The 18,832-nt window shown below is 56.4% G+C and carries 17 protein-coding genes and 1 pseudogene; 11 read left to right on the top strand and 7 right to left on the bottom strand.

What is annotated here, in order from left to right; translation table 11 throughout:
* Window positions 1-53: 53 nt before the first annotated feature.
* Together KGB18_RS11520 and KGB18_RS11515 are read right to left on the bottom strand one after the other, a co-directional pair.
* Entirely contained in the window at window positions 54-1,544 is a 1,491-nt protein-coding gene (locus KGB18_RS11520; protein WP_123722710.1) for an amino acid racemase, read from the bottom strand.
* A gap of 10 nt (window positions 1,545-1,554) precedes the next feature.
* Window positions 1,555-2,844, bottom strand: a complete 1,290-nt coding sequence (locus tag KGB18_RS11515; RefSeq protein WP_123722711.1) for a dicarboxylate/amino acid:cation symporter — start codon at window positions 2,842-2,844, stop codon at window positions 1,555-1,557.
* Window positions 2,845-3,073: 229 nt separating this feature from the next.
* On the opposite strand from KGB18_RS11515, the gene KGB18_RS11510 reads away from it, so the two are divergent.
* Window positions 3,074-4,003: a LysR substrate-binding domain-containing protein gene (locus KGB18_RS11510; protein WP_052963155.1), complete on the top strand. Its 930-nt coding sequence runs from the start codon at window positions 3,074-3,076 to the stop codon at window positions 4,001-4,003.
* A gap of 87 nt (window positions 4,004-4,090) precedes the next feature.
* Here KGB18_RS11510 and KGB18_RS11505 read toward each other — a convergent pair whose 3' ends face one another.
* Window positions 4,091-4,471 (bottom strand): winged helix-turn-helix transcriptional regulator, encoded by a 381-nt coding sequence (locus tag KGB18_RS11505; RefSeq protein ID WP_223569927.1) that lies wholly within the window; start codon window positions 4,469-4,471, stop codon window positions 4,091-4,093.
* Between the two features lie 96 nt (window positions 4,472-4,567).
* Here KGB18_RS11505 and KGB18_RS11500 point away from each other — a divergent pair, with 96 nt between their 5' ends.
* On the top strand, window positions 4,568-4,978 hold the full coding sequence (locus tag KGB18_RS11500) for a DoxX family protein (protein ID WP_223569926.1): 411 nt from the start codon (window positions 4,568-4,570) through the stop codon (window positions 4,976-4,978).
* 11 nt (window positions 4,979-4,989) lie between these two features.
* Window positions 4,990-5,214: an SDR family oxidoreductase gene (locus KGB18_RS11495; RefSeq protein WP_223569925.1), complete on the top strand. Its 225-nt coding sequence runs from the start codon at window positions 4,990-4,992 to the stop codon at window positions 5,212-5,214.
* Window positions 5,215-5,264: 50 nt separating this feature from the next.
* Here the strand turns inward: KGB18_RS11495 and KGB18_RS11490 are convergent, their stop codons facing one another.
* The gene (locus KGB18_RS11490; protein ID WP_263292393.1) at window positions 5,265-6,236 is read right to left on the bottom strand and encodes an alpha/beta hydrolase; all 972 of its coding nucleotides are present in this window, start codon (window positions 6,234-6,236) and stop codon (window positions 5,265-5,267) included.
* Between the two features lie 319 nt (window positions 6,237-6,555).
* Between KGB18_RS11490 and KGB18_RS11485 the strand changes: the two genes are divergently transcribed.
* Window positions 6,556-7,473 (top strand): AraC family transcriptional regulator, encoded by a 918-nt coding sequence (locus KGB18_RS11485; protein ID WP_123722713.1) that lies wholly within the window; start codon window positions 6,556-6,558, stop codon window positions 7,471-7,473.
* A gap of 143 nt (window positions 7,474-7,616) precedes the next feature.
* Window positions 7,617-8,153, top strand: a complete 537-nt coding sequence (locus tag KGB18_RS11480; protein ID WP_223569923.1) for a cupin domain-containing protein — start codon at window positions 7,617-7,619, stop codon at window positions 8,151-8,153.
* Window positions 8,154-9,166: 1,013 nt separating this feature from the next.
* On the opposite strand, the gene KGB18_RS11475 is transcribed toward KGB18_RS11480, so the two are convergent.
* From KGB18_RS11475 to tagH, 3 genes are all read right to left on the bottom strand, one after another.
* Window positions 9,167-9,403, bottom strand: coding sequence for a hypothetical protein (locus KGB18_RS11475; RefSeq protein ID WP_148710217.1), 237 nt, complete (start codon window positions 9,401-9,403; stop codon window positions 9,167-9,169).
* 71 nt (window positions 9,404-9,474) lie between these two features.
* A complete protein-coding gene (locus tag KGB18_RS11470; RefSeq protein ID WP_187326489.1) occupies window positions 9,475-10,233 on the bottom strand; it encodes a GIY-YIG nuclease family protein in 759 nt (252 codons plus the stop codon).
* 265 nt (window positions 10,234-10,498) lie between these two features.
* The gene (gene tagH, locus KGB18_RS11465) at window positions 10,499-11,797 is read right to left on the bottom strand and encodes a type VI secretion system-associated FHA domain protein TagH (protein ID WP_223569922.1); all 1,299 of its coding nucleotides are present in this window, start codon (window positions 11,795-11,797) and stop codon (window positions 10,499-10,501) included.
* A gap of 361 nt (window positions 11,798-12,158) precedes the next feature.
* Between tagH and KGB18_RS11460 the strand changes: the two genes are divergently transcribed.
* The 6 genes and pseudogenes from KGB18_RS11460 (at window position 12,159) to KGB18_RS11435 (ending at window position 18,751) form a co-directional block, all read left to right on the top strand.
* Window positions 12,159-14,408, top strand: coding sequence for a type VI secretion system Vgr family protein (locus tag KGB18_RS11460; RefSeq protein WP_223569921.1), 2,250 nt, complete (start codon window positions 12,159-12,161; stop codon window positions 14,406-14,408).
* 11 nt (window positions 14,409-14,419) lie between these two features.
* Entirely contained in the window at window positions 14,420-14,866 is a 447-nt protein-coding gene (locus KGB18_RS11455) for a DUF6484 domain-containing protein (protein WP_223569920.1), read from the top strand.
* 15 nt (window positions 14,867-14,881) lie between these two features.
* Entirely contained in the window at window positions 14,882-15,994 is a 1,113-nt protein-coding gene (locus tag KGB18_RS11450; protein WP_223569919.1) for a DUF2169 domain-containing protein, read from the top strand.
* Window positions 15,991-17,031, top strand: coding sequence for a hypothetical protein (locus tag KGB18_RS11445; protein WP_223570062.1), 1,041 nt, complete (start codon window positions 15,991-15,993; stop codon window positions 17,029-17,031). Before KGB18_RS11450 ends, KGB18_RS11445 begins: the two co-directional genes overlap by 4 nt.
* A gap of 14 nt (window positions 17,032-17,045) precedes the next feature.
* Window positions 17,046-17,216: pseudogene (locus KGB18_RS11440) on the top strand (PAAR-like domain-containing protein); the annotation flags it as partial.
* Window positions 17,217-17,506: 290 nt separating this feature from the next.
* Window positions 17,507-18,751 (top strand): TIGR02270 family protein, encoded by a 1,245-nt coding sequence (locus tag KGB18_RS11435; protein WP_223569918.1) that lies wholly within the window; start codon window positions 17,507-17,509, stop codon window positions 18,749-18,751.
* Window positions 18,752-18,832 lie beyond the last annotated feature (81 nt).

The raw sequence follows: 18,832 nt of genomic DNA, 5'->3' as shown, positions 1-18,832 counted from the left end.
TGATTTGAGTACAAAAAAGGCCCGAGAAGGGCCTTTTTTTTAGCTGATACGGGCTAGTGTCTGTGAGGCTTGACCGTATTTTCACGGGCAAGCTCAATGCACTTCAATGCCAAAATAGTTGTCGGGTCGATCAACGCCACCGTATGTTTTTTTATCTTGTAAGCTTCGCTATGTTCGAGCATCAGGGGCAGCTCTGTACAACCCAGGATGAGCACATCAGCGCCCAGCTCACATAAGTGCTCTGCGGCGGTTAGAAGCTGGTCTTTGCAAATACCCCCAGTGAAACCCGCTTTAACGCCACGTTCTCCATAAATCGACTCCATGACCAACACTTGGTAATCCACGCCAGGGGTGATGACGTGCAGTCCTGCTCGCCGGGCTGCCTCGTGATAGACCTGACTTTTGATGGTGCCGGACGTCGCTAGCAGCCCTACGGTTTTGCCAGCACCGTATCGCTGAGCGATAGCCTCCACCGTCTCAGTCAACATATTCACTATGGGTACACGCAGGTGCGACTGGATGCGCTCGACGAAGGCGTGAGCCGTGTTGCATGGAATCGCAATGGCATTGGCTCCAGCGCTTTCAAGACGTTTGCATGTTGCATACATCGCCATTGTCGGATCGGTTTCGTCATACAGCAGGTTGGCTGTGCGATCAGGAATCTGGGGGTTTTGTTCGACCACCATTTTAATGTGCTCCTGATCTCGGCCTGCCGGTGTATGCGCAACAACCTTCCCCATGAAGTCGACTGTTGCTGCCGGCCCAACTCCGCCAACTATTCCTAATTTGAACGGCGGACGAGTCAACTGGCCGCTTTGCGACGTCGCGAAACCGGCATAAATCTCGTTGATGTCCAGAGCCGTGATGCCTCGCCGTTGCAGATCACCACAGATCAATGAGAACTCAGTCATACCCGGCAATATGAGAGTGGCTCCCTGATCCTGAAGCGAAAGGCACGCCTGATAAACACACTCTAGCGGCACCCCGTCGAGGTACCCGTCTTTGATGCCATTAACGCCATACATCGCGTCCATCAACCCGGACTGCTCGTCATCATCTGGATACACGAGCTTGAAGTCATTGCCGAAATAGCGCTCAAACAGCCCGGAGTGCCGAACATAGTCGGACGCGATGATTCCCAACGTACTGCCGCGTTCAGCGACGTGATCAATATGCTTGCGTAACGCAGCCATCATATCCAGGACGGGTATGCCTATTTCCTCCTGAATTTCCTCCCGAAAGGTGTGACTGGCAAAGCAAGGTAGTAAAACGGCATTTACTTCGCTTGCCTCGAATGTCTGACAAACCTGAAAAACGTAGAACTTCCTGGAGGTCATGTTAGCGCCCCGGTCCAGGGGCATCAGGACGTCTTTGAAGGGGTGTTGCTCAAACAGAAAGTGATAGCGACCTTGATCCTCCAAAACAGCTCTGGACTTCACCAATTTGTAGAAAAGATCGCCGCCGGCCAGTGAGCCAAGTCCGCCGACGATACCTAGTTTGCGAGCAAACGATGACCCGCTGGACGGCTTCGATTTACCTTTCATGTTCAGGTTCTCAGGCGGTGGCTACAGTATGAATCGGGAGCGGAGATTTCGTGCCGGGCGCTTCTTCAACTTCTTCATGTGGTTCTGATTTGGCAACCACAGCCGTCGCGATGCTATTGCCAACTACGTTGGTGGCAGTCCTGGCCATATCAAGGAATTGGTCAATGCCAAGGATTAGCAAAATACCGGCTTCGGGAAGATTGAACATGGGTAACGTAGCCGCCACCACAACCACCGATGCTCGGGCTACACCGGCCATTCCCTTGCTGGTAATCATCAGCGTCAGCAAGATGAGCAGTTGCTGTGTGAAGCTCAAGTCAACGTTGTAGGCCTGAGCAATGAACATGATGGCGAACGCTTGATACATCATTGAACCATCAAGGTTGAATGAGTAACCCAGCGGTAGAACGAAGCTGGATACGCGCTTCGGCGCACCAAACTTCTCCAGTGCCTCCATGGTTTTCGGATACGCGGACTCGCTACTGGCAGTCGAGAATGCCAACAGCACAGGTTCGCGGATCAGCTTGCCCAAGGTAAACACTGAGCGACCCAGGAACAGATAGCCGGCAGCGAACAAGACGCACCACAGAAGCACAATGCCCAAGTAGAACTCGGCAATCAGTTTTCCGTAATCGACTATCAAGCCAAGGCCTTGCGTGGTGATAGCCGATGCGATGGCTGCGAAAACCCCAATGGGCGCGAAGGCCATGACGAAGTCCGTGACCTTGAACATCACCTTGGCCAGCTCTTCGATGCTATCGACAATCGTCGTGTAACCAGCTCGTTTCACACCCGCCAAGGCAAACCCGAAGAACAACGAGAACACCACGATTTGCAGGATTTCGTTGTTGGCCATTGCTTCAGCAATGCTGCGGGGAAATACGTGACTGATGAATACCTTGAGGCTGAAATCCCCAGTGTTGACCACCACGGGGCTTGCCGCATGCTGGACGACCTCCATGTTCAGCCCCGCACCGGGTTGGAACAGGTTGACCAGGCCCATGCCGATTGCCAGCGAGATCACCGAAGCGGTGACGAACCAGACCATGGCTCTTAGGCCAATGCGCCCAACCGAGCGGGAGTTCCCCATGCTGGCAATGCCACCGACCAACGTAGCGAATACCAGCGGAGCGATGATCATCTTGATCATGCGTAAAAAAATGTCGGTGACCATCGAGAAGTAAGACGCGATCTCTTTGGCGCTTTGTTCGCTCCCTGCGAAATGGTGGCACGCCCAACCGACAAGCACGCCCAAGGCGATGCCAATTGCGATCCGACGCGGAAGTTTATTTTTCTTCACGGAGCTTTCCTCAAGTGGTTTTTTTGCTTTTTTTACTTGGCAGGAGACAAGTGTCATTGGGGCGAAGCTCTATGGCATCGCTTCAACGTTTTCGATTCTAGGGGTGGGATTGAAAGGTCTTGATGAGTAATTCCGATAGCCTCATGCGCTTTTGGAATAGTTTTCGAAACTTGTGCTTTGTCCTGACTGCGGCGCAGTACACTTCGCGTTCGGGGCTTGAGGTGCCGTTATGCAAATCAAATGGTTGGATGATCTTTTAGCGATTTCCGAGTGGAAGAACTTTTCTCGGGCTGCGGAGGTTCGCTGCGTGACCCAGTCGGCTCTGTCGCGTCGCATACGGTCACTTGAGGAATGGGTAGGCGCGGAGTTGGTAGATCGCGGTACTTATCCCGTTCAGCTCACACCTGCGGGGCGAAGTTTTTGTGAAGAAGGCCGCGAGGCATTAGCAGGGTTATTGAGACTGCGCTCAGCCCTGCGCGAGGTTGAGCGAATGCCCGGGCGATCCATCCAGGTGACTGCTGGCCACAGCCTTTCAATGACGTTTCTACCCAAATGGCTAACCCAATTTCAGCAGCACAATGAGCAGTTCAACGCCCGAGTCGTTGCCGCGAACATTCATGACGCCGTCATAGCCCTGGAGGAGGGGAGTTGCGATCTGATGATCGTCTACCACCATCCTCTGGCCCCCATTCTTCTAGACCCGGAAAAGTTCGGATGCCTGACGTTGGGACATGACGCCTTTATTCCGTTGTGTGCCCCTGACAAGAAGGGGCAACCGCTGTATCGCTTGCCCGGCACCTCAGCTAAAGCTGTGCCTCACCTCGCTTATACGGCCACAACTTTTCTAGGTCGCGTTGCCGACATAGTCATCAAAAATGGCCCAAGTGTGAGTGTGCTGGAACGGTGCTATGAGGCAGACATGGCGATGCTTTTGATGCGAATGGCGATAGAAGGGTATGGCGTGGCATGGTTGCCACAAAGCGCTGTCATTGACGAGCTTCAGCGAGGTCAGTTGGTAAAAGCAGGTGGTGATGAATGGAGTACGCGACTGGAGATACGCTCCTACTGCTCCATCACCAATGAGAACCCTACGATGCGCAGTCTATGGAAAACCCTCGAAGGAGCTTCCCGCGATCTCCATGGCAAAACAGCCCATTGATTGAAGTGCCAAGGCTCGAAAAACATTCCTCAAGAACAATTAAGGTCTACCCCTGACACTAATCAAAGTGGCAGCATCGCCCGATGCTTAAGTGATCTTGGGTTTACGGCCGCGCGGGTTTGGCTTCACCGGCACGCTTTTCCCATACTCGCGCCACCATAACGCGAGTGCCTCCATCGTCGGCCCGAGCGCACGGGCCTTTGCCGTCATTTCATATTCGACACGTGGGGGCACTTGCGCGAAGACTGTTCGCGACACCAGCCCATCGTTTTCGAGCTCACGAAGTTGTGCCGTCAGCATGTGCTGGGTGATGCCGCTAATCGCCTTGCGCAGTTCTCCGAAACGATAGATTCGCTGGTTCAACAACCACATGATTTCCAGCTTCCACTTGCCTGAAAGCAGCGCAAATGCACGGCGCATTTCCTCGTGCATGTTGATCTGATCGTCACCATTAGTCTGGTTTTCCATACTAAGCACCACTTTTTCATCCTACTTGTAGCTTTTCATATTAGGCGACATCTTTGACTTGAGTCGACGCATTAACGCTTGCTTGGGAAAAACCTCATGATCGAAAACTATGTTTATTGGATCAGCACGGCACTGCTGTCGCTGCTCTATTTCGCTTCTGCCTCCATGTACATCGCCAAGGGCGACTATGTTCGAAATGCACAGGCGGAGTTGGGCTATTCAGCCTCCCACCTGGTGCCTTTCATGATCGTGGTCAAGGTCCTTGGTCCTGCCGCGATTCTGTGGCGCTTTAACGTGGCGCTCAGTGATCTTGCCTATGCCGGCATGTTTTATCACCTGCTGCTCTCCGCTTTAGCACACCTCGGTGTTCGCAAGCCCAAAGGCTCTATCCCGGCAATCGTAGGACTCATCCTCTTGGTTGCCTCCTTCATGACACAAAACGCTGTTCGTGATCTTCTGTCGCCTTACCCACCGCTGACGGCGGTCATCCAAACCCCTCTTAAATAAAGGAGACTTATATGACTCGACTCAATGGGAAAGTAGCCATCGTCACCGGAGCCGGTCGCGGTATTGGCCGCGCCACAACGAATGCGCCAGCACCCACTAACGTACTTGGCCGTTACGGATCACCCGAAGAGGACATTGCGCCGGTCGTGCTATTCCTCGCCAGCAAGGATGCACAATTCCTGACGGGTTACAGCCTGACGCCGGACGGTGGCCAAATCATCGACAGCGCACGGTGATCGTCACGTCCAACAATGACCAGAAGCCACCAATCGCAACACCGATCAGGCTACTTCAGGTTGTTTTTGAAGAACGTGGTCAACTTGGCGAATGGAATGAGGTTGACCCGGTCGTAAAGATCCACGTGTCCGGCAACTGGAATAATGAGCAACTCTTTAGGCTCGGCGGCCCGCTTGTAGGCGTCCTCACTGAACTCGCGTGAGTGTGCCTGGGCGCCGGCAATGAACAGCAGCGGGCGAGGGGAGATAGTCTCGATGTCATTGAACGGATAGAAGTTCATGAACTTCACGTTGCTGGTCAGCATCGGCATGGTGGTTGTCTGCGGCGATGCGCCCGCCGGAGTGACTTCGCCTCGGTGGGTGCGATAGAAATCGTAGAACTCGTCACCCACGGCATTGCTGGTCAGTTTGAGCGGCGTGCCGCCGGTGTAGCGGATTTCGCCACCCTGGAACTCGGCATAGCGCTGTTCGGTGGCGTCGCGAATGATCTGCTGGCGTTGTTCCGCAGTCACTGCGTGTTTGAGACCGTTACGGTTGGCCGCACCCATGTCGTACATGCTGACGGTGGCGATGGCCTTCATGCGCGGATCAATCTTGGCCGCACTGATAGCGAAGCTGCCACTGCCGCAGATGCCGAGGACGCCGATTCGCTCAGGATCGACAATTGGGTGAGTGCCGAGAAAGTCCACGGCGGCACTGAAGTCTTCTGCATAAATATCAGGCGAGACGGCCTGGCGAGGCGTGCCCTCGCTCTCGCCCCAGAAGGACAAATCCAGGGACAGTGTGACAAATCCTTGTTCGGCCATTTTGGTGGCGTACAAGTTCGCACTCTGCTCCTTCACCGCCCCCATTGGATGGCCGACGATGATGGCGGCGTTCCTGGATTTGGGGGCGAGGTCTTTCGGGGTGAACAGGTTGCCCGCCACCTTCATACCGTATTGATTTTTGAAGGTGACCTTTTCAACGGTCACTTTCTCGCTTTTATTGAAGTTGTCCGCGCCGTTTGACATATCGGCTCCCATTGAAGAAAAAGAGGTAACGAGAAGCCCCAGGGCAAGAAAAATTCCTTTCACCGGATAGTCCTTTCGATTGAGTTGGAGTTTGCTGGAGTGTTTTGACCCAAGTGCTTAATCAGCCCACATGGCGTTGTCGATCACGAAGCGATACTTGACGTCATGGGAGATTCCTCAATGGGTGTGTCGGATGAACATTATCCGGCTCTGCCCATACTCCCTGTAGTGCATTCCGCTGGATTACTTGCCTGATTCTATGAGTCTCTGTTTTTTTTTGGACGGTCGTGAACTGGCGAGTTAGAGTTCAGCGAAGAGGTACAAGACGAACATGACGATCAAACACGACACCGCGCCTCAACAGACATCGCCGCAAGAAACGCTTGCGCAGATCATCGGCGCGCAGATTCCGAAACCAGGTGATTACGGAACGCCCATTACGGGCCTAGGCTTCTTCAGGCGCGAACATCCATCGCCGCCCGTCGTCTGCATGGTCGAGCCAAGCATCATCCTCGTCGCCCGGGGTGAGAAACAGCTCTGGGTAGGCGGTGAAGGCTACCCGTATGACACGTCGCGATTTCTGATCACCTCATTGGACTTGCCTGCCAATTCAGAAGTGCTGGTGGCAAGCCCGGAACAGCCATGCCTGGGACTGACTTTGAAGCTCGATCTGCGCATGCTGGCTGAGCTGATAGCACAAAGTGACCTGCCGCCAACCCGTGATCGATCAGTTGCGAAGGGGGTAGGAATTGGTTCAGTAACCCCTGCAATGCTGGCGTCATTCGAGCGCTTATTGGCACTGCTCGATGAGCCGGAGTCCATTCCTGTTCTCGCCCCCTTGATCCAGCGCGAGATTCACTACCGTCTCTTGCAAAGTGATCAGGCGAGCCGCCTTCGACAAATAACTTCTGTCGATGGCCAAGGTTATCGGATCGCCAAAGCCATCGATTGGCTGAAGTTGAATTACACCTCAGCGCTTCGCGTCGATGAACTTGCGGCCCGAGTGCAGATGAGCACTCCGACCTTTCACCACCATTTCCGCCAACTCACCACAATGAGCCCATTGCAGTACCAAAAATGGCTGCGACTGAACGAGGCAAGGCGATTGATGCTCAATGAACACCAGGACGTATCCAGCGCAGCTTACAAGGTCGGATATGAAAGCCCGTCCCAGTTCAGCCGCGAATACAGCCGTCTGTTTGGCATACCTCCCAAGCGGGATATTGCGGTGTTGCGAGGGCAGGGGTAGCGATAGAGTCAAGCTGACGAATTGCGTTTGCTCACGCTTTTAAACGCTTTGAGTTAAAACGACTAAACAACCATTTAGCATAGTTATAATCTATCGATACGATTTATATAATAGTTTAAGTATTTTTAAGGAGGGCAATCCACATGACCAATCGTGAGCTCGATATTCATATTCCCGGCGCTGTAGCAGTAATCGCCGCATTGGCTCTGGAGCCTCACATGGAAGGCGGTTTCTACCGAAGAACCTTTCAATCTGATCACCACGCTATGGTCGAGATCAATGGTGGTCAACGTCACTTGATGACTTCAATTTATTACTTGCTGACCAAGGATTCGCCGATCGGTCATTTCCACCTGAATCAATCGGACATCGTTCATTACTACCATTTGGGAAACCCGATTCAGTACAGCCTGATTTTTCCAGACGGCACGTTGAAAACTGTGGTGATGGGCAGCGACGTTATCGCCGGGCAATGTTTGCAGCTGCATGTACCTGGTGGCGTCTGGAAAGCTTCGCAGCTTATGAATGGTTTAGCGGAATACGGTTTGATCAGTGAAGCGGTTTCACCAGGGTTTGATTTTGCAGATATGGAGATGGGCAGTCGACAGAAGCTCAGAGAGCAGTTTCCCGAGCATTCGGAGCTGATTGGAAAGCTGACGCAGGATGAGGGGTTTGGGTGAATTGAGGGCTTCAAAATTTGCGTGCAACCGGGCTAATCTCGAAACACACTGTTACGTGTAATGTATATTATGTTAAATAATATGTCATGCTGGAACTTTTACAGATGTCGGTTATCACAAACCTACGCTCGTTTTTTCACGAAACCCAGTTGCCGTAGAATTCATGAGTTTGCAGCGTTCACTTCATCTGGCGTACGCGCTGTCCGATCACAAAACCCCGCTCCCTGATCATCTGCATCTCGGCCGCACGTCATGCCCTTTAATCATCTGCTAAACCTATAGAAAGACCGTGAGCTCATACTGCATTTTAGTCTGGGAGAATCTGGATTGTGCCGCCATTTGCCCCTTTCCCTATGTTCGCTCCCTACGACCATTGGTGGCCAAACCAAGACTACAAATTTCCTGAGAACGACCATGTGCGCCAGCGGCTCAGTGCGGTTGATCAAGCTTCCAAGCCTTTCATCAATCTGTGGTATTGCGACCGTTATCTACGCTGGGTAGCTCATGCTTGGACTCCTGATACGGCATCTGACCTATACACAATGGAAACCAGCGCGTTGATGCAGATGCTTAATTGGAGCTTTTCAAACGGCACCTCACTCATAGACTGGAATCTAGAAGACATCGAGGCATATATCACACATGTCTCTGCACCGCCGTGTCTCGCTTCGTTTTAACGAATCCGCCAACGTGAATCATGATTCTACGTCCTTTGGGGACTTCTATAGCTCCATTTTACGCTTACCTCCTGATCCCCAAAATACCACTTGTCCAAAAAAACGCAGGATTGTAACTTATTGAATTATTAGGGGGTCATAACCTGAAGCTGCGTTTATTTGTTCGCAAAAAAACGCAGTTTTATATCAAGGTTAAATTTCGTGAGGTGAATCAAGGGGTTGAGGCAGGAGCGCGGATTTGTGAAAGGCGACAACAGATGCCCTGCGACCTCCTGAATTGCGATTTTTCGCGCCAAAAACGCCTTCCACCTAATGGCTCGTGGGTGAAAACCAAGACTACATCGTCGAGGTGTTGGAGCTCAGCCCTGGTCTCTCATCATCAGCGCAATGCTTGGTCAATGACGGCGATAATCTCCAACGTGTCATTTCCAGGTAATATTTTGAGGGGTTCTTGCCACTGCCGAAAAATAAACTACCAACGGAAAGGCGGAATGAATGGCCGCCAAGGGCAATGGTTTCTTCTGACCCGGATTGCAGATGCGATCTGAGTTCGATGAGTTCTTCGTTGCTCAAGGAGGATTCGCTGTTCTGAATTTGCTAACCCAGAAGTTGCAAACAAGCATGACCTGCCACCAAGGACTTACCTAGCAAGGACGCTCAGCCGGAACATCGTGATAGCCATGAGCGTTGAGTAGTTTCGCGATTTCGGCGTTGTCCATGCGATTCCACGGCCCTCCCCTAACATTTTTCCAACCGGCCAAGCGCATCAAAGCGACCGTGGCTTCGGCAGTTTTTGCTGCTGCGGCGGACGTCGTGATAGAGCCCAATGATCGCGTAAACAACACCTCTGCTGGTTTGTAAAAGGCAGTCCAGTCCGATGCTTTGCCTGCAAAATGCCGAGCGATACGTGTCGTTGGGTTCGTGCTGTAGCCCACAAAAAATTTCTCTCCTTCCAAGCGAAGCACAAATACCGAGTGTTCTGACGGTATCACCGGGTTTACAAGGTCAACCACGCCCATCGACAAGCCTTCCAGCTTCTCGACAGAAGTGTCGAGAAGCTGGAAGGCTTCTTCGTAGCCATGACTGATTAGTCCTTTGACAACCATTTCGGCGCTGATACTTGTGAAAAATCCACCTCGGACATTCTGGTAGCCATGCAGGCGCATGAGTTGAACCACCAGGGTGTTTTCTGCAATTTCACCCGCTCGATAATCCACGCCTGCCAGCAGTTCGCGCGAGACCTCTCGCACAGGACGGTGCATACGTGTCCACTGAGAGCCTGATCCATTAAAGTGTTTTCTGATTCGTCGATCTGGATCTTTGGCTTGGCCGACATAAAATTTTCCACCTGCAAGTTCAAGTACGTACAGATGCCGATCGCAAATCTCCAGTTCCGATTCCATGGATACTCCCTGTTCATTCATGCGCCCAAGTTCACTATGAGCAACTTCTCGAACACAGGACGCTACCAATCAGAGTTCTGATTGGCAACCCTTCTAAGTGCCCCGAAGCCGAAGGCGTTGAAATAAATGGGATCTTCATAAGCGGCAAGTACCCTGTTTTGCGAACATCAGTAGCTTTGACATGTCGTCGTCCTCAATGACATTTATTATTTCCAATTTGGAACTACCGGCAACCCAACAAGATTTATCAACTATTTAATAGCACTTAACCTTTGCGCAGCTTCGCACTTTGTTCTTCATAAGCACGACTGAATTCGCGCCCGAACAAGTCCTCTAAATCATCTTCGGCCTCTCTGGAAATGCATGCATAAAGTTCCGTGAACAACTCCCAGTAATGCGCTTGGCGTGCACCTGGTAGCAAAGCGCCAATACCCGAAGGCTTACTCAAGCGCGCTTCCAATACCGCCGGTTGAAATCGCTTGAGCAGATGTTTGATCGAGGCTTGTACGCCGGCCATAACGGCCAATTGATGCGCTTTGAGGTCGTCGAAGCTTTCCTCGATGGCCTGGTCGGCCGGCATGAAGGCTTGATTGTCGGCGCGCAGCAACAACAGCAGCACCTCATCGACATTGGGGGCGAATTTGAGGGGGTTGTTCTCCACCGGGCGGATCATGGTTTGGGCCATGCGGAACTCACCCTTGAGGCTGGCACGGGCGCGTAGCACCTCGATCAACCCTTCCACCATATGACGGTAGCTACGGCCGATGGCCTCCATCTGAGCGCAGGTTTCGTCTCTATCGATACGCAACTGGTCGAGCCCGGCGCCCCTGAGAAAGGCTTCCAGCACCTCATCGCAGCTCCCATTTGCGGACGCTGGCGTCGAAACGGCCGCCAACTGGGCGGTCGGGGCTGGTGTACTGCAGGCCATATTCTCCGGTGGCGCTGGCAATGGTTGCGGCTGTGCTTGCGGGGTGGGCGGCGCTACAGGCGCCGGGCCTATGCCCAGCTCGGCGAAGGGGTCCCAGTCCCCCAGAATCGCCGGCGTTGCGCCGGTTTCGCTGGCCGGGGGCGTGCTCGGAGGCAGTGGCTCCGGTGGGGGAAAATCATGGTGCTCGGCCGGAATGTGATCGGCCACGGCCGGGGGCGCGTCGGGAATCTCGTCAGGCGCCTGACGCTCCATCGGCGCATCGAAGCCGGCAAAGGGATCACTCATCCCAGGCGCCGCGTTGATGATCTGTGGAGCATCGTTGATCTGCACCAAAATGTCGTACTCGCCCACGCGCAGCAGTTCGCCGTCCCGTAAGGGTTCGCTGTTGCCGCGGTGCGTGTGCACGCCGGCGTTCACCAACTGCACGCCATTGGTGCTGGTGTCGGTCAGGTAGTAGGTGCCGTCACGCAGCTCAATGACGCAATGCTGGCCGGATACCAGGCGCTTCGGGTCTGGAAGTATCCAGTCATTCTTGGGGCTGCGGCCGATTTTCAGTTCACCGCAATCAAGCTCGAACTCCGCGGGTTGGCCGCGCGTGAGCTCGTGATAGTTGGTGATTGTCAAACGCAACGGCATCAGAACTCCTTGTACGATATTGCTCAATAACGGCTCGGATATGCCAATCAGTGCAACTGAGTATAGCCCCCCTTAAATGGTTAGGTGTCGTCGAGGTTTTTGCGGCTGTATTCGCTGTTTAGAATAAATCCTATAACCAAAGAAGCTAAATGGTGACCTCCGGTCGCCCATCTTGAAACGCCCGCTCTTTGCTCCACTGGTCGGAGAGTTTCTTGACAAGCATTGAACAGCGCTAACACTTCAGTTGAATTGTTAGAGATGACGCCAAAGTGTGGCTCTGGACAGAAGGTTAATCCGCAGGAAGCGGTTTTAGTCGTACGTTCGCTCTGACTGAGTGCCGGCCAGAGGAAGCCGTTTTTTTATGGCAATCACGCAAAACAACCGCTTGGTGCAGGTCGACAGCCCACTCGGCGGCGAAGTCCTGGTGCTGCAGGGCATGGAAGGCAGCGAAGAGCTAGGGCGGTTGTTCCACTACGAATTGGACCTCACCTCCGAAGACCGGGCGATCACGTTCGACCAGTTGCTGGGCAAGCCGATGGGCCTGACCCTGGAGCTACACGACGGCGGTAAACGCTATTTCCACGGCATTGCCTGCAGCTGCCGGCAAGTGACCGGCCACGGTCAGTTCGCCGGCTACCGCGTCAGCCTACGGCCCTGGTTCTGGCTGCTCACGCGCACCTCGGACTGCCGGATTTTCCAGAAAAAAACGGTGCCGGACATCATCAAGCAGGTGTTCCGCGACCTCGGTTTCTCCGATTTCGAAGACAGCCTGAGCGGCAGCTACCGCGAGTGGGAATATTGCGTGCAGTACCGCGAAACCAGCTTCGACTTCGTCAGCCGGTTGATGGAGCAGGAAGGCATCTATTACTACTTCCGCCATGAGCAGGCGCGTCATGTACTGGTGTTGGCCGACGCCTATGGCGCCCACTCCACGGTGGCCGACTATGCCTCGGTGCCCTTCTACCCGCCCGATCGGCAAATGCGCGAGCGCGATCATTTCTACGATTGGCAACTGGCGCGGGAAGTCCAGCCCGGTTCGCTGGAGCTAAACGACTACGACTTCCAGCGCCCCCGCGCCAACCTTGAAGTGCGCTCCAGTGTGTCGCGCAGCCACAGCAACGGCGACCACCCGCTCTACGACTATCCCGGTGAATACGTACAGAGCAACGATGGCGAGCACTACGCGCGTACCCGCATCGAAGCCATTCACAGCCAGTTCGAGCGTGTGCAGCTGCGCGGCCGCGCCCGCGGGCTGGGCTGCGGCCATTTGTTCGCGCTGACTGGCTACGACCGTGCGGACCAGAACCGCGAATACCTGGTGGTGGTCGCCCGCTATCAGATCCGTCAGGACGCTTATGAAAGCGGGCAGTTGGACCTGGCCGAACAGTTCGTCAGCGAGCTGGACTGTATGGATGCCAACCAGACCTTCCGCCCCCTCCCCCTGACCCCCATGCCCATTGTTCGCGGGCCACAGACCGCCGTGGTGGTCGGCCCCAGTGGCGAGGAGATCTGGACCGACCAGTATGGCCGGGTCAAAGTGCATTTCCACTGGGATCGCCATGACCAGTCCAACGAAAACAGCTCCTGCTGGATTCGCGTGTCCCAGGCCTGGGCCGGCAAGAACTGGGGGGCAGTGCAGCTCCCGCGGATCGGTCAGGAAGTGATCGTCAGTTTCCTCGAGGGCGATCCGGATCGGCCGATCATCACCGGCCGCGTCTACAACGCCGAACAGACTGTGCCCTACACGCTGCCAGCCAATGCCACCCAGAGCGGGGTGAAAAGTCGTTCGAGCAAGGACGGCTCACCGGCCAACTTCAATGAAATCCGTATGGAGGACAAGAAAGGCGCAGAGCAACTGTTTATCCATGCCGAGAAGAACCAGGACATCGAGGTCGAGAGCGACGAGACCCACTGGGTCGGCCACGACCGCAGCAAGACCATCGACAACGACGAAACCGTGCACGTCAAACACGACCGCACCGAGACCGTCGATAACAACGAGACCATCACCATCGGCGTCAACCGTACCGAAAGCGTGGGCAACAACGAGGACATCAGCATCGGCGTCAACCGTACGGAAAGCGTCGGGAGCAACGAGACCATCAGCATAGGCAGCAACCGCACGATCAGCGTCGGCGCCAGCGAAACCGCGACCGTGGCCCTGCAGCGCACTCATGCGGTAGGTATCAACGAGACGATCGCCATCGGCGCCGCGCAGGAAGTTGTCATCGGTGCCTTTCAAACGGTGAATGTCGGGGCCTACCAAAACGTCAACGTGGGCCTCTACCAGTCGACCAATGTGGGCGCCAACCGCTCGGTGGACGTCGGAGCCAATCTTTCAACTACGGTAAAAGTAAACGAATCGCGCAAGGTCGGTGCAGGACGCACGACCGATATAGACAAGGACGATGCGCTGACGGTGGGCAAGGATCTTGTCATCAATGCCGGTGACTCGGTGACCATCACGACCGGCAAAGCCAGCATCGTCATGAAGAAGGACGGCACCATCAGCATCCGCGGCAAGGACATCACCATAGACGGCTCTGGTGCGATCAACATCAAGGCCAACAAGAACGTGGTGATCAAGGGACGCAAGATCCTGCAAAACTAGGAGTAACGCGTATGACGGTTCAATACTCACTACCCGCCCAGGCCCGCATCGATGGCGTGGTCATCGGTGTCCTGCTCGACCTGCCACAGGCCAGTGCGCCCTTGGTGACCTACCCCGGCTGCCCCGAGGAACAGAGCATCGCCGCCCGCACCACCACCCTGCTCGCCCCTGCAGACATCGGCACCCAAGTGGCGCTGATGTTCGAAGATGGCGACCCGTCCCGCCCGTTGGTGATCGGCCGCCTGCTGGGCCAGGCCATGGCGCCCGCACCGGTTGCCAGCGTGCAACTGGACGACCAGCGCCTGGAACTGCGCGCCGAACGCGAGATCGTGCTGCGTTGCGGCAAGGCCAGCATCACCCTGACCCGCGCGGGCAAAGTGATCATCCAGGGCGCCTACCTGTCCAGCCGCTCCAGCGGGGTCAACCGCATCAAGGGTGGTTCGGTGCAGATCAACTAGACAGGTATTCGGCATATGGAACTGCTCAACGCCAGCAAACTGCTTGCTGCCTATACCCAGGGCATGGAGCCTGATGGCCGCGAATCCGTGGTGGTGGTAGCCAAAGGCACTTTCAATCTACCGCTGGACGGCCGCGCGGCGACCCTCGCTGATACCCAGCAACCGCTGCTGATGGCTGACACCTTCCTTGGCGAACCGGGCCTCAGCGCCCCGCTGCAGGAAATGGACTTCGCTCCGGTCAAGCCGTTCTGCGATGTGCTGGTCCGCGGCAAGGCCTATGCCCCAGACGGGCGGCCCGTGACGCAGCTGGCCGCGGGCATTCGCGTCGGTCAGATGAGCAAAGCCTTTTCCGTCCTCGGCCCCCGACAATGGCAACCGGGGCTATTGGGCGTTTCTCCCGGCTTGGCGCAGCCTTTTACCGAGCAGGACATCTCCTATGCACAGGCTTTTGGCGGCAGCCATCCGATGGCGAAAGACTCCGAAATGCGTCACTGCTACCTGGACAATCCGACCGGCTGTGGCTGGTTCCCTCGTAGCATGGGTAGTGCTGACATTGTCGGCATGCCGATGCCGAACACCGAGGAATTGGGCAAGGCGATCAACAGCCCCTCTGGCGACTTTCGCCCGATGGCCCTTGGTCCCATCGGCCGCGGCTGGCCGCAACGCGCTCGCTTCGCCGGTACTTACGACGATGCCTGGTTGGCCAACTGCTTTCCGTTTCTGCCGCAGGATTTCGACAATCGCTACTTTCAGGCTGCCCCTGACGATCAGCAGATTCCTTACCTGCGTGGCGGCGAGGATGTGCTATTGCTCAACCTCACACCCCAGGAGCGCGCGGGCTTTCGCATCCCCGAAATAGACGTGCCGGTGACCTTCTTTCTGAAAAAAGGCGGTCATGAGACTGTGCAGGCGGTGATCGACACCCTGCTGATCGACACAGACGCGCTCCAGATGCAGCTGACCTGGCGTGTCTCCCGTCCGCTACGACGCAACATGTTCGAGGTCGCTCAGGTGCTGGTCGGCACTATGTCCACGGGCTGGTGGCGCGCCCGCGAACTGGGCAAGGATTACTACCCGTCGCTCTCCTCCCTGGTAAAAGCCAAGCACGCCCCCGAGGAGACGGACTGATGACCGCACTTTGCATCATCGGCTCCGGCATGGTCAGCGCTGTCGGCCTCAGCGCCCCCGCGAGCTGCGCGGCGATTCGCTGCGCCATCGACAATTTCCAGGAAACCCGCTTTATCGACCAAGGTGGCGAATGGCTGATTGCCGCCAGCGTGCCTTTGGAGCAGCCCTGGCGCGGCCGCACCAAGCTGATCACGATGGCCGCCCGCGCCGTCGCCGAGGCGCTGCAAAGCACCCCCAACGTCGACCCGGAAAAGACCCCGCTGCTGCTGGGGGTCGCGGAAGTCGAGCGCCCCGGCCGCCTCGACGGTCTCGATAAGGGGCTGCTGCACGCCATCGAAGCCGAGCTCGGTCTGCGCTTTCATCCCAGTTCCAATGTCATCGCCCGTGGACGGGTCAGCGCTGCCGTGGCCCTGCTGAATGCGCGTACGCTGATCTATCAGGGCGGCCATCGCCACGTGCTGATTGCCGGCGTCGACTCCTTCCTGAACGGACCGACGCTGGCCGCTTTCGAAGAACGCGAGCGCCTGCTCACCAGCCAGAACTCCAACGGATTTATCCCCGGCGAAGGCGCCGCCGCCGTGGTGCTGGCCGCCCCTTTTGCCAGCGAAGAGCCGCAATTGGCCTGCATCGGCCTGGGATTCGGCGTGGAGAAGGCCACCGTGGAGGCCGAAGACATTCCCCTGCGCGCCGAAGGCCTGACTCAAGCTGTACGCGCAGCCCTGAGCGAAGTCGGCTGTGGGTTGGAGCAAATGGATTATCGGCTCACCGACATCTCCGGCGAACAGTACTACTTCAAGGAAGCCTCCCTGGCCCTGAGCCGCAGCCTGCGGGTGCGCAAGGAATTCTTCCACCTCTGGCACCCAGCCGACTGCATCGGCGAAGTCGGCGCCGCCATCGGCCCGGCGATGCTCGCCGTGGCCCTGGCCGCCAGCCGCAGGGGCTACGGCGAAGGCCCGAATATCTTCTGTCACCTCGGCAACGACGCCGGCGAACGCGCCGCCGCGATGCTCAGTTACCAGACTGTGAGGGCTGCGTGATGGCCAACGAGGTCGAAGTAATGCTTAAAAACAGAAGTTACGTTAAGACCAGCTATGGCGACGAGGCCGGCTGTGCGCCGAAGAAGGGCGTGATCACCAGTAAGATCAAGGGCAAGGTGTACTTCACCTCCTGGTCGATGGATGTGAAGTTCGAAGGCGAGAACGTAGTGCGACACATGGACCTGCGGGTCAAGGTCGTTCGCGAAGATTTAGTGTTTATATGCGGGCAGATGGGCACGTTGCTGCGTGGAGATGGTTCGCAGTGGGAAGCCGTTGGACAGGACGCAACCAGCGAAGACCTCTGGGGTATGGAGTGGTTCAACGGCGAGCTCTATTTCGCCTGTGATTCCGGTCTATTCCGCCTCGACGGTAAATGGTGTTCTCTGGTCCTGCGGACCGAAGAACGTAGTCTGGACCGAGGAGGGTCAGAGTTGGACCGAGGTGACCCCGTGATATCGGCCCAGGCAGGCTCAGTTTGATATCCCTACCCATCATCATCGACCAACACGCCGAGGAAGCCGGCTTCCTCGCAGTCCTGCGCGACTATGCCCAGCGCGCGCCGCATTACGATCTGGACGACCTCAGCAACCTCGACAACCGCATCGACGCCCACCTCGACGGCCTTCGAATCGCCGGCACCACCGGCCTGGAAACCCTCCTGACCCAACTCAGCCCACACGCCATCGGCGAGATGTTCGCCAGTGCGGTACTGGCCTTCGAGGCGGGTAACGCGCAGGTGTTGTCACGGCTCAGCCAGCATTTACGCAGTGCTGAGGAAGCGGAACGTGGCTACCTGATGGCCTTGGGTTGGCTCGACTGGGAGTGGGTATCGCCCTGGATCGACCGCATGCTCGCCTCCCCTGACCCCCTGTTCCACAGCCTCGGCCTGGCCGCCTGCGGCGTGCACCGCCACGACCCTGGCCCTGCCCTGCTTGCCGGACTTTCCCACACCGACCCAAGCGTACTGGCTCGTGCCGCCCGCACTGCCGGTGAGTTGCGCCGTCGTGACCTGATGCCGGCAATTCGCGCCCACCGTCAACACACGGACACCGCCACCCGCTTCTGGGTCAATTGGGCCATCGCACAGATGGGCGACGAGCAAGCGCTGGAGCCGCTGCGCCAGTTCGCCGAGCAACCGGGCGAGTTCCAGTATCGCGCGCTGTGTGTATTGCTGGCCTGGCAAAGGCGTGAGAACAGCATCGCCTGGATACGCCAGTTGATACAGAACCCTGAGCAGCAGCGCGTCGGCATCCAGGCTGTTGGGCTGCTGGGCGATCCGGTCAGTGTGCCCTGGCTGATCCAGCAGATGAGCGACCTGCCCCATGCCCGCGTCGCAGGCGAAGCCTTCAGCCTGATTACTGGCGCTGACCTGGCGTTGCTCGACCTGGAATTGCAGGATCTGCCGGATTTCGATGCCGGCCCGAACGACGACCCTGAGGATTCCAATGTCGCCATGGACCCCGATGAGAATCTGCCCTGGCCCGACCCGCAGTTGATCGCCGCCTGGTGGCAGGCCCATGGAGGCGATTTCCAGGCGGGCGTGGGCTATGTGCTGGGGCTGCCGCAGCGCGAAAGCAGTTTTCAGCAAGCGCTTGTCCGGGGCCAGCAACGCCAGCGTATTGCCGCCGCCTACGGCATAGCCCGCTTCCGGCCGACCGAAGTGCTTTTCCCCACCCGCGCACCGGCCTGGCGGCAAAAGCGGTTGTTGTTCGGACGATGAGCAGGCGATTGTCTTTCGATCCGCAGCGGTCGCGCTTTGGCTTCCGCAATTTGCTTGATTCCAGCAAGGCTCTATAAGGGG

It is taken from the genome of Pseudomonas sp. BF-R-26 (assembly GCF_019947395.1).
GTDB classification, from domain to species: Bacteria; Pseudomonadota; Gammaproteobacteria; order Pseudomonadales; family Pseudomonadaceae; genus Aquipseudomonas; species Aquipseudomonas farris.
This window is presented reverse-complemented; position numbering and strand designations above follow the sequence as displayed.